General features: G+C 66.3%; 10 protein-coding genes. 7 read left to right on the forward strand and 3 right to left on the reverse strand.

Features of this window, described 5'->3' with window-relative positions; genetic code table 11:
• The first annotated feature begins 511 nt into the window (after positions 1-511).
• Both MJ785_RS14045 and MJ785_RS14050 read left to right on the forward strand, forming a co-directional pair.
• Positions 512-862 (forward strand): DUF5999 family protein, encoded by a 351-nt coding sequence (locus MJ785_RS14045; RefSeq protein ID WP_239310815.1) that lies wholly within the window; start codon positions 512-514, stop codon positions 860-862.
• A gap of 85 nt (positions 863-947) precedes the next feature.
• The gene (locus tag MJ785_RS14050) at positions 948-2438 is read left to right on the forward strand and encodes a bifunctional phosphatase PAP2/diacylglycerol kinase family protein (protein ID WP_370652948.1); all 1491 of its coding nucleotides are present in this window, start codon (positions 948-950) and stop codon (positions 2436-2438) included.
• Here MJ785_RS14050 and MJ785_RS14055 read toward each other — a convergent pair.
• Positions 2347-3249, reverse strand: a complete 903-nt coding sequence (locus tag MJ785_RS14055; RefSeq protein ID WP_239310803.1) for a hypothetical protein — start codon at positions 3247-3249, stop codon at positions 2347-2349. The genes MJ785_RS14050 and MJ785_RS14055 overlap by 92 nt on opposite strands.
• 521 nt (positions 3250-3770) lie before the next feature.
• Between MJ785_RS14055 and MJ785_RS14060 the strand changes: the two genes are divergently transcribed.
• The gene (locus MJ785_RS14060; protein ID WP_239405654.1) at positions 3771-4535 is read left to right on the forward strand and encodes a pirin-like bicupin family protein; all 765 of its coding nucleotides are present in this window, start codon (positions 3771-3773) and stop codon (positions 4533-4535) included.
• A 67-nt stretch (positions 4536-4602) separates the two neighbouring features.
• Here the strand turns inward: MJ785_RS14060 and aceE are convergent, their stop codons facing one another.
• Positions 4603-7356, reverse strand: a complete 2754-nt coding sequence (aceE, locus tag MJ785_RS14065) for a pyruvate dehydrogenase (acetyl-transferring), homodimeric type (RefSeq protein ID WP_305039916.1) — start codon at positions 7354-7356, stop codon at positions 4603-4605.
• 255 nt (positions 7357-7611) lie between these two features.
• Here aceE and MJ785_RS14070 point away from each other — a divergent pair, with 255 nt between their 5' ends.
• Both MJ785_RS14070 and MJ785_RS14075 read left to right on the forward strand, forming a co-directional pair.
• A complete protein-coding gene (locus MJ785_RS14070; protein WP_239310801.1) occupies positions 7612-8016 on the forward strand; it encodes a YjbQ family protein in 405 nt (134 codons plus the stop codon).
• Positions 8017-8202: 186 nt separating this feature from the next.
• The gene (locus MJ785_RS14075; RefSeq protein ID WP_239310800.1) at positions 8203-8640 is read left to right on the forward strand and encodes a DUF3052 domain-containing protein; all 438 of its coding nucleotides are present in this window, start codon (positions 8203-8205) and stop codon (positions 8638-8640) included.
• A 275-nt stretch (positions 8641-8915) separates the two neighbouring features.
• Here MJ785_RS14075 and MJ785_RS14080 read toward each other — a convergent pair whose 3' ends face one another.
• A complete protein-coding gene (locus MJ785_RS14080; protein WP_239381265.1) occupies positions 8916-9563 on the reverse strand; it encodes a DUF4234 domain-containing protein in 648 nt (215 codons plus the stop codon).
• Between the two features lie 583 nt (positions 9564-10146).
• Here MJ785_RS14080 and MJ785_RS14085 point away from each other — a divergent pair.
• Together MJ785_RS14085 and MJ785_RS14090 are read left to right on the forward strand one after the other, a co-directional pair.
• Positions 10147-10605 carry a peroxiredoxin gene (locus MJ785_RS14085; RefSeq protein WP_239310797.1) on the forward strand — a complete coding sequence of 153 codons (459 nt, stop codon included), beginning with the start codon at positions 10147-10149 and terminating at the stop codon, positions 10603-10605.
• Positions 10606-10823: 218 nt separating this feature from the next.
• Positions 10824-11123: a hypothetical protein gene (locus tag MJ785_RS14090; RefSeq protein ID WP_239377457.1), complete on the forward strand. Its 300-nt coding sequence runs from the start codon at positions 10824-10826 to the stop codon at positions 11121-11123.
• Positions 11124-11255 lie beyond the last annotated feature (132 nt).

Here is an 11255-nt window from a genome sequence, read left to right on the forward strand (position 1 = left end):
GCACGGGCCGGCGCCGCGAGCGCCGTCGTGGTCCGGACGTCGGCAGTGCCCGCGTCCGGGCGGTATGGCGGCTGATACCTCGGCATCTTCATCGACATGAACCGCTCTGTAGGTACCCGTGCGGGCCGCCCACGGGGCCGCGAGATCCCGGCCGGCCGCCAACGGGCCGGGTACGGGCCTGTAATGGGTCCAGGAAAAGGTACCGAAGACGTTTTCCCGCCATCAGGCGGCATCGATATATCCGATATCTGTCACCGGGTAGTTTCAACGTGTTGATTGCTGGTAGTGGTGGTCGCGACAGAGAAGCGGTCGGCTACGAAGCGCGTCGAGTTGTGGCTCTCTCGTCATCCAGCGATCCGCGCATCTACCCATGAAGCATGCTGCCTGTGAACTCCGTCCGCATCCGAACTCGATGCACATCCGAAGTGCGTCCACATGGGAACCATGTCCACCGCGAAGACAGGTAGGTCGATGTGACGTCCGTTACCTGGGGGCGTAATCTTCTGTGACTGTGCGAGGAACAACGGTTTCTGGAGATCCATCGACAAGGACGTCGGCGAGTTCACAGGTACCCACCGCGTCCCACCTGCCCGGCCCGGCGAGCTGTCCGCACTCCCCGGCCTGTCCGTCCGCCGCCAGTCCCGACCGGGACGCCGCGCGGGTCACGATTCGGCACTACGATCAGGGATGGAGCCTGCTGTGCAATGGTGTGATCCTGTTTGACGACACGGGGGAGATTCTGCCGACAGGGGGCACCATCGAGCCCCGGCGAGGACTTCCGAGCCTGGTGAGCAGCGCTGCCGCGGCGGTTGTGACACGCCACCAGACAGCCCTGCCGACACCGCGTAGCCGCACTGCCTGACGCGGCCCGCCAGCAGCGGGGCCTTGTCACCGGGAGCGGGCTGACCGCTGACGGGGCACGATTGCTGCTCTCGGTCGTTTCCGGCGTGGACCGGGCCGTCTTCGCCCGGCTTGCCGCGGTTCGTCCGCTGGTCGACCCGATCCTGCCGGGCCTGTCCCGGGCTGGCGACCACGGCCTGCTGTGGTGGGGGACAGCGGTGCTGCTTGGCGTCAGCAGAGGACGGCGCAGGCGAGCGGCATTTCGAGGCGTGCTGGCCCTCGGGCTTGCCAGCGCGACCGCGAACGGACCAGCCAAGGTGGTGTTCCGCCGGGGCCGTCCTGATCAGAACGGCGTACCGTTGCGCCGCCGGCTCCGCCGGGATCTCACAACTTTTTCCTTTCCCTCCGGCCATGCCGCCTCCGCCGCGGCGTTTGCCACCGCGGTCGCGATGGACGCGCCGGTCACGGCGATCCCGGTCGGGATCCTCGCCTCGGCTGTGGCCTTTTCCCGGGTCTATGTCGGCGTCCACTACCCCAGTGACGTTCTCGCGGGTGTCGCCATCGGGATTACGGCGGCGCTGGCGACGACCAAGGTCATGCCCAGGCGTCCGTACACTCCGGTGCGGGCTCGTCCGGCGCCACCATCGGTGCCGGCGTTACCCGACGGCGCGGGCCTGGTGGTCGTCGTCAACGAACAGGCTGGCGGTGGTCACAACCATGACATCCTGGCGGTCATCGGCGCGTTCCTTCCCCAGGCGGAGATCCTGCGGGCAGGCGCCGACAGCGAGCTGAGGCAGGCGCTGCTCGAGGCCGCGCGGCGCGCCAGGGTGCTCGGCGCGGTAGGCGGCGACGGAACCGCCGCCGAGGCCGCCCAGGTCGCGCTGGACCACGGCCTACCGCTCGCACTCTTCCCCGGTGGCACTCTCAACCACTTCGCCACCGACTTGGGCCTCGGCTCTGCCGAGGCCACGGCGCGCGCGGTGCGAAGCGGCACGGCGGTCAGCGTCGACGTCGGGCGTATCGACGGTGTCCGGCCGGCCGGGAGCCGATTCGGGCATATCTACCTCAACACCGTGAGTATCGGCAGTTATCCGGACATGGTCGCCATCCGGGAGAAGCTCGAGGCCAGGATGGGCAAGTGGCCGGCTATGGCATGCGCGCTGGTCTCGGTGCTGCGGCGCGAACCGGCGGTTCAGGTGGAGATCAACGGGCGCCAGCGCCGGCTGTGGCTGGTCTTCGTGGGTAATGGGATCTACCGGCCGGACGGGTTTGCCCCGACCTACCGCGAGCGTCTGGACGAGGGGCTCCTGGACCTCCGCCTTGTCGACGGCAAATCCCCGTTCGCCCGGACGCGGCTGGCGGGAGCCATCCTGACCGGTTCCCTTGGCCGGAGCCGGGTCTACGAGCAGGCATCGGTCAAGCAGGTGCGGCTACTGTCCAGGCAGGGGCCGTTGCCCTTCGCGCACGACGGTGAGGTCGGCACGGAGATCGTTCATTTAACGATCACTACGAATGCCGTTCGCCTGATGATCTATCGGGAGGAAGATCCCGGCCCGGCTGTCGCCGTTCGCCGCCGTAGCGGTTCTGCGGCGGGATGAGCGTGTGCAGCGGTGCCGTCAGGCTGGCGAGCGTATCCGGGTCGAGGATGTCCTGGACGAGCAGTGCGCAGGCGAGATCGGCACACAGCTCCATGACCCGCTGGTCGGCAGCGGCGTCATCTGTATTGATCATATTGCGGCAGGACGGGCACAGCCGCCAGAACCCCTCGGCGGCGCTGCGCCGGACCAGGGTCCACACGCGCCGGCGACCGGTACGCACGGCGCTGTTGAAGGCGGTTTCCATCGCGTCCCGGTGCTCGCTCTCGTCGCGGGTGAGCGCGGTGACGAGCAGGCAGTCGTAGACCCGGAGGCTGTCGGCATCGTGGCAACGGCGCGCGAGTACCGGCAGCGCCGCGAGGACCCGTTTGACCTCGGATCCGAAAGGGCCGAGGTCCGGTTCGTGGCCTCGGCCGCGAGGGTAGACGGCACGCCACGGTCGCATCAGCGCCGCGTACTCCGACCGTGTGAGGATCGGTTTTGCGTAGGCGGCGGCGATTGCGTCACGAATCGCCTTGAGCGCGGTCGCGGTGATGCCCGGATCGACCGTCACGTAGTCGTCGATGCCCGCGAGGTCGTCGGCGTAGATGGCCGAGAGCGCGTCGAAGGCGGCGAGAACCTCGACAACCAATGGGGCGTCCGGTGAGAGCGCCTTGTCCCGCGCGGCGGCGAGCTGTGAGGTGTTGTGCCAAGCCGACGCGAGCTGGTTGAGCTCAGCGTCACTGGTATGTACCAGTTGCGTGAGGATGGTAAGAATACCACGCAGGTTGGGGTGATCCTCCAGCCGGTTGATCCGACGTGACCGCAGAATCATGTTTTTTTCCCGAGTGTTATGCGGGCCACCTCACGACCTCGCGTTCAGGTAGTAACGCCAGGTAACAATTGTGTTGCTGGTAACCGATGACATCTGTTTCGCCGAGCTGTCGGCAGCCGTCACATCGCCTCCTCGGAGGCACTCACGTTGCGTTTGGACCACCTGACCAACAGCCTCAGGGGCTGGTGGGGCAGCGGTAGCGCGATCATAGCTCTTTCAGGTTCCCGGCAGCCCCCCAGGGCCGGGAGAGGCGATGGTGCTGCAATCATCAGAGCCCGCCTGACCGCACGATGACCGTGCGCTCAGGACGGTCATCGTGCGGTCGGAGACCCTTGGGACCCGCCGCTCGGGACCGTCCTGACCGCGAGGTGAGGACGAATACGTTGGACCATGGTCTGGGGGCATCCGCGTGGGACGCACTCTACGACAACTCGCGAGCTGAGAGTAGCTGCACCAATGGTAGCGGACAGGTATAGATGAGTGACAAGAAAGGGTAGGACGGGACTGTGACTGATATCTCGATGTCGCGAGGAACGGCGATTGCCGTCAGGCGCTCGGACAGCCGGGCCGTCACCCGAAAGCCATGGTTGGAGTCGCGCCACTCGTTCGCGTTCGGTCGTCACTACGACCCTGCCAATACCCACTTCGGCCTGCTGCTGGTCAACAACGACGACAGTATCGCTCCTGGTGGCGGTTTCAGCACCCACGCGCACCGGGACATGGAGATCGTGACCTGGGTCCTCGAGGGTGAGCTCACGCATACCGATTCCACCGGAAGCAGCGGTGTGATCAGCCCCGGGATCGTCCAGCGCATGAGCGCGGGCACCGGGATCCTGCACGCGGAACTGAACGCGGCGGCGGGCTCCGAAGCGGGGGAACATGTTCCAGGAGATCCCGGTACAGTGCGCTTTATCCAGATGTGGGTGACTCCGGACATAGCGGGGATCACCCCTGGCTACGCCCAGATGGATGTGACGGACGCGCTCGCCGCGGGTGACCTGGTGGCGGTGGCCGGCGGCGGCGGTTCGCGGGCGGCGGTTGACATTCGGCAGAACAACGCCATCCTGCATGGCGCACGCCTGCCCGAGTCCGGCTGCGTGCGGCTGCCGGCCGCGCCCTGGGTGCATCTGTTCGTCGCGCGTGGCACGGTTACGTTGGAGACTTCTGGTGATCTCACCGCTGGTGACGCGGCCCGGATCCGAGGCTGCGACGGGCTCGTGGTCAGCGCCTCGGCCGGGCCGGCGGAAATCCTGGTCTGGGAGATGCACGCCACCCTTGGCCGGTGAGAGCACCCGGCCGGGCCCAGCGGCACCCGCCGGCGGCATCCCGGCATCGGGATGCCGCCGGCGACCACTAGTCACGCAGTCCGTAGCGACGGATCGCGTCCTCGACGACGGCGGTCTTGACCGAGCCGTGGCGCGCCAGCGCCTCCAGCGTCGCCACCGTGATCGATTGGGCGTCCACGTGGAAGTGGCGACGCAATGCCGCCCGGGTGTCGGAGCGCCCGTAGCCGTCGGTGCCGAGGGAGGAGTAGTCCTGTGGAATCCACCGCGAGATCTGGTCCGGTACCGCCCGCATCCAGTCACTGACGGCAATCACTGGTCCGGGCGCCCCTTCCAGGAGACGGGTCGCGTATGGCCGGCGTTCCACCGAATCCGGATTCAGCAGATTGTGTTCCTCGCAGCTGAGAGCCTCCCGGCGCAGCTCGTTCCAGGAGGTCACCGACCACACGTCCGCTTCCACGCCGAAATCGTTCGCCAGCAGCTCCTGGGCCGCCAGCGCCCACCGCATACCGGTGCCGCTGGCCAGCAGCTGTGCGCAATGCGGTGCCGCGCCTGACGCGATCTCCGCCGGTGACCGAGCGGTCAGGCCAGCGTCGGCGAACGGCCGGAACAGATACATACCGGCGAGGATCTGTGCCGGGTCGATCCCGGCCGGTTCGGCCGGCTGTGGGAAAGGCTCGTTGTAGACGGTCAGATAGTAGAAGACGTTTTCGTCGCGCTCGCCGTACATGCGGTCGAGGCCGTCGCGGACGATGTGGGAGACCTCGAAAGCAAACGCGGGATCATAGGCCACACAGGCCGGGTTCGTCGAGGCGAGCAGCAGCGAATGGCCGTCCTGGTGCTGGAGCCCCTCACCGTTGAGAGTGGTGCGCCCGGCGGTGGCGCCGAGCAGGAACCCACGGCCGAGCTGGTCACCGAACGCCCACATCTGGTCGCCGGTCCGCTGAAATCCGAACATCGAGTAGAAGACGTACACCGGGATCATATGGACCCCATGGGTGGCATACGCGGTGCCCGCGGCTATGACCGAACCCATCGAGCCGGCTTCGTTGATGCCCTCGTGCAGCATCTGGCCGGATTCGGACTCCTGGTAGGAGAGCAGCAGGTCGCGGTCGACCGCCTCATAGCGCTGCCCGTGCGGTGAGTATATTTTGGCGGTCGGGAACATGGCGTCCATACCGAAGGTACGGGCTTCGTCCGGGATGATCGGGACGAAGTGGGCGCCTATCTCCTTCGTCTTCAGTAGATCCTTGAACAGGCGGACGAAGGCCATGGTGGTCGCCACCGGCTGTTTGCCCGAGCCCCGCCGTAGATCATCAAAGATTGATTTCGGCGGCTGGGGAAGGGGCCGCGCCAGCACGACCCGCCGGGGGAGCGAACCGTCGAGGGCGGCCCGTCGCTCCCGCATGTACTGGATCTCGTCCGAATCCGGGCCGGGATGGAAGTACGGGGGCAGGTCCAGCTCGAGATCGGCGTCGGGAATTTCCAGGTAGAGGCGGTCGCGGAACTCCTTCAGCTCGCCCTTGGTGAGCTTTTTCATCTGGTGCGTGGCATTACGGGCCTCGAAGTCCTTGCCCAGCGTCCAGCCTTTGATGGTGTGGGCGAGGATGACCGTGGGCTGGCCGGCGTGCTCGGTCGCGGCCTTGTAGGCGGCATAGAGCTTGCGGTAATCGTGACCGCCGCGTGAAAGTTTGCGCAGGTCGTCGTCGGAAAGGTCCTTGACCATGCGGCGCAGCCGGGCGTCCGCCCCGAAGAAGTGCTCCCGGATGTAGGCTCCAGACGACGTCGTGTAAGTCTGGAACTGGCCGTCCGGCGTCGTGTTCATGCGGTGTACCAGGACCCCGTCGGTGTCCTGGGCGAGCAGGGGGTCCCAGTCGCGCCCCCAGACCACCTTGATGACGTTCCAGCCGGCACCGCGGAACAGGGATTCCAGCTCCTGCATGATTTTGCCGTTGCCGCGTACCGGGCCGTCGAGACGCTGCAGATTGCAGTTCACGACGAAGATCAGATTATCGAGTTCCTCCCGGGCCGCGATGCCGAGGGCGCCGATTGATTCGGGCTCGTCCATCTCGCCGTCGCCGAGGAAGGCCCATACCCGGCTGCGCGAGGTGTCCTTGATTCGCCGGTTCAGCAGGTACCGGTTGAACCGGGCCTGATAGATGGCATGGATCGGTCCGAGGCCCATCGAGACCGTCGGGAACTCCCAGAAGTCGGGCATCAGACGTGGGTGTGGGTATGACGAAAGCCCACCCGCCTCGCTCTCGCGGCGGAACGCGTCAAGAGAGCCGGCGGTCAGCCGGCCCTCAAGAAAGGCTCTGGCGTAGATTCCTGGCGAGGCGTGGCCCTGGACGAAGATCTGGTCGCCGGAGTCGCCGCCCGGCCCCGCGGTCAGGTTGTCCTTACCGCGGAAGAAGTGGTTGAATCCGACCTCGTAGAGCGCGGCGCTTGAGGCATAGGTGGCGATATGACCACCAACACCATATTCGGGCCGATTTGCCCGGCTTACCATGATTGCCGCGTTCCATCGAATATACGCGCGTATGCGCCGTTCGATGTGCTCGTCGCCCGGAAACCACGGCTCCCGTTCCGGCGGAATGGTGTTGATGAAGTCGGTGCTGGTGAGCCCAGGCACACCGACGGCCTTCTCCCGGGCCCGCTCCAGCAGCTTGAGCATGAGGAATCTTGCCCGACCGCGGCCCTGCTCGTCGATCACTGAGTCCAGGGAATCCAGCCATTCGCTGGTTTCGGACGGGTCGATGTCCGGCAACTGGCTGGGAAGGCCATCGGTGATGACCGAAAACCTCCTGCCGCTGTCCTTCGCCACGCGTTCTCCCTGTCGTCACTTGGTCGTTGTTCGCATGTTTGGTCGCGAGTAGGTCCCCTTCCATCGTGCTCTGTGCGGGCCGTCTCGTCACGCGCGCCCCTGGTTACCTGTCGGTAGGGAGGCGGGCTGGCGGCCCGCCGCGGCCGGCCCGGCGCCACCGGCCGATCGGCCTGTCACCGGTGCGCCGGATTTGTGAAACCGCTGGGGACAATGGCTGACGACGACGACGGATGGCGGCGGGGGCGAAGGGGATTCATGGAGACGACGACGCTGTCGGTGCGCACCGGCGACGAGGAATGTGTTTGTGATCTCACAGCCGCGGCACGACGATTCGTGACCGGTCGCGGGAGCGGTCTACTGTCCGTGTTCGTCCCGCATGCGACTGCCGGACTCGCGATCCTTGAGCTCGGGTCGGGCAGCGACGCGGATCTTCTCGCCGCACTTGCGGGCCTGCTGCCAGTTGATTATAAATGGTATCACGCGCACGGGTCGAATGGTCACGGAAGGTCACACGTATTGCCCGCGTTGATCGCACCATCGTTGACCGTCCCGGTTCTCGATGGTCATCTGCTGCTCGGGACATGGCAGTCCATCGCATTGGTTGATCTCAACGTGGACAATCCCGAACGCACGGTTCGGCTCTCGTTCCTGTCCGGATGAGAGGGCGCGGGCGGCACCTTTGTCCACAACTACCGGCGTGGCACTTGCGCTGCCCGGGGGTGCTCCGGTGGACTAGGTCTACGGCGATGCGGGCGGTAGGTGGATCGAAAGTCCACCGCGCGGCCCAGCCGTTGCACGCGGACAGCGTGTCCGTGTGCTGCTGACACGAGCAGGAGGTTGTTGAGGGTGAGTCCGACCGCGGCGAACGCCGAGGGTCAGCGGCGTGCGGAACGTCTGGGTATCACGCCAGGGGTACTGGTTCAGTCGCTTAACGAAGACGATGACATCGCCCATGATCTTCTAGGTGCCGTCACCTCTGTCAGCGGAACGGAACTCGTCCCGGAGGACTCCGACGATGTGGTCGACGTTGTACTGCTGTGGTGGCGGGACGACGACGGCGACCTCGTGGAGGCGCTCATCGACGCGCGCCGCCAGCTGTCCGAGGCTGGGGTGATCTGGCTTCTGACGCCGAAGGCCGGCAGACAGGGGCATGTCGAACCCAGTGACGTCCTGGAGGCGGTACCGACCGTTGGCTTGGTGCAGACCAGCACCGTGAGCGTTGCCGCGGAATGGGCCGGAATGCGTCTGGCCGCACCGAAGTCCCAACGGATCCGGCATCGTTAGAGCCCGTTGTGAATCTTGTGTTCGGACCGCGAGCCGCGTCCAGGTGGTTCCTGGCACGGAGGAAGGCCGAACCGATACCGGATGAGCCGTATCGGTGTGGCCGACAACGAAGCCGGGTGCCGGCTGGGCGTGGATCGCCCGGACAGAAGATCTGAAACAGGTTCCTGGTGTCCCTTGGGACCCCGGTCGCCGGCCAGATCCGGTGGCGACCGGGGGTACGGGCCGCCCGTTGGGCAGCGGCGGCCGGTGAGCGGGGCCGGCTGTGGGTGGGTGTATCAAGGCCGGGCGGGCAGGGGGACCTGCTGCCCCTCGACCGCGCCCGGGTAGCGGTCCCAGATGCGGTTGATCTCACCTTGCAGGTTCAGCGGGCCACAACCGAGAAGAAAGACGGTGAACGCGGCTCCGGTTCGTAGCGGGGGCAGACCCGCCGCTTGTTGTGCTTGGCGTACGTGCGCACACAGTCGCCAGATAGTGACGAACGGTGGAAAGATGAGGAAGACGCCGAGCGTCACCGCAAGCACCGGACGGATCGGATCGATCACGTTTCGTTGGTCGTACTCGTTGAGCTCTCTGGTGATCTTATAGATCCAGATGATGCTGTATATACCAAGAGTGATGAGAGGAAGGCCGAGCCAGACGGCGAAGGGGCTGCGGCGTTTGCCGTAGATGCCGGTGTCTGCCGGCTGCGGGTAGCCGCTGGGAGCGGGTGTTGTCGAACCCGGGTTCGCGCGGCCGGGGACCGGCGGCCCGCCGGGCTGGGGCACACCAGGCTGGGACACGCTGGTGAGCCGGCCGTCGCGTTCGGGCCTGTCGCCCGGTGGACGCGGGCGGCGGGGCTGGTCGTGCTCATCGACGCGCCGCGGCCCGCATGGCTGCTGGTCCCCGTGGAGCTGGCCGTACGGACTGAGGTTCTGGTCGGTCACCGCGTTCCCCTGTTCCGTGTACCGCTCGGTGTACGGTCGGCCGCCCGGTCGCAACTGATCTCAGTAGTGCCCCAGTAAGAGCGACCGGCCATAGGAGACGCGGCGTCGCGGGGCCAGGGCACGCACCTCGCGTCATCGCTGCCCGTCCATCGCCGTGGGATGCACGGGTACCCCGGCTCGTCGGTCGCCACCCGACACCTCCGGCGGCTGTCTCCGCCGCCTCGCGATGCACGCACCCCAGCCCCGCTCCTTGATCCACACCCCTATTGCCGGGCGCTCTAAGTCATGCATGGTCATCACAGATGGTCTAGGGCGTGGCGGCTTCGGCCGCGTCCAGTCCGATGGTCGACGAAGCGACCGAGGTAGCGGATTTTTACCCGGAGCGACGCAACAGGGCAAATATTACTGGTTGTGATATTCGCAGGTGAGACTTCGGACGCGTCCCTTCCGCATGGTTACCTGGCCGGCGCACACCTTCGGCCTGCCGTGGCGGATGTCAAGGTTGATCAGGTGGCATGCTGGGTGCGCGTGGTCGACCGCCCTTTCCTGACGGGACACCGTCCGCTGTCGAGAGGATTGCCCAGTGGCCGTAGAGGTGGGCACCGCTGCCCCAGATTTCACTTTGCGTGATCAAAATAACGAGGAGGTTGTGCTCTCGGAGTTCCATGGACGTCGTAACGTTGTTCTTTTGTTTTACCCGCTTACTTTTACCGGCATCTGCCAGGGCGAGCTCTGCGCGGTCCGTGACGATCTCTCGTCGTTCCAGAACGACGATGTGCAGCTGCTCGCCATCTCCGTCGACTCGCCTTACGCTCACAAGGTGTGGGCTGACCGCGAGGGCTATGATTTCCCGCTGCTCGCGGACTTCTGGCCGCACGGCGAGGTTGCGCGCAGTTACGGCGTTCTGGAGGAGAGCAAGGGCTTCGCGGTGCGGGCGACCTTCGTCATCGACAAAGAGGGCATCGTGCGCTGGAGGGTTGTCAACGGGCCTGGCGAAGCACGCGACCATGCCGAGTATCTGAAGGCGCTCGCGGCCCTGTAGCCTGCCTCGATCGTCCCGTCAACCCGCCAGGTGCCAGACCGCAAGCATCATCCGGTATGTCACTGGTGGTCCTGAGGGAGCTGGCCGGCCGCCGGGTGTGCGATCATGAATCCGTGCCCGGCGGCCTTGAGGGAGTTAGTAGTCGCGCGATGCCGTGTTTTCGTTGTCACGTCCGTCAGACCGATCCCGCGCGCGGGTCCAGCCCATGGCGACGGGCGGTGGTCGACGGTGAACAGGTTCTGTTCTGCCCGCCATGCCAGCAGGTGACGGGATGGTCGGAGGTTCTTGACCGGTGCGATGGCTGCGGCTCCACCCAGCTGGCCAAGGCCCTTGGCGCGGTCTCGTGCCGGGACTGCGGCCGGGAGAGCTCACCGGTGTCGGCTGGCGAGGGCCTTTCGGCTGCCAGCCCCCAGCTGCCGCGGGGGAGCGCCGGTAGGCAGGCCATGCCCGTGTCTCCCGACCTCAGCGACGAGATCGGGGCCGCGCTCGCGCGGGTGCTGGGCCGTGCCGTGACATAACCGCGGCCGCCCGTCCGCGCTCTGCCCCTGCCCCTGTTCCCGACCAGGTGGCTGGCGGCGTCGGGGCTCGTGGCAAACTGATGCGGCACCGGTTCCCCACGGGAGGGCGATGTTGCGTACCCTTACGAGGGG

This window comes from Protofrankia sp. CiT1 (assembly GCF_917627335.1).
GTDB lineage: Bacteria > Actinomycetota > Actinomycetes > Frankiales > Frankiaceae > Protofrankia.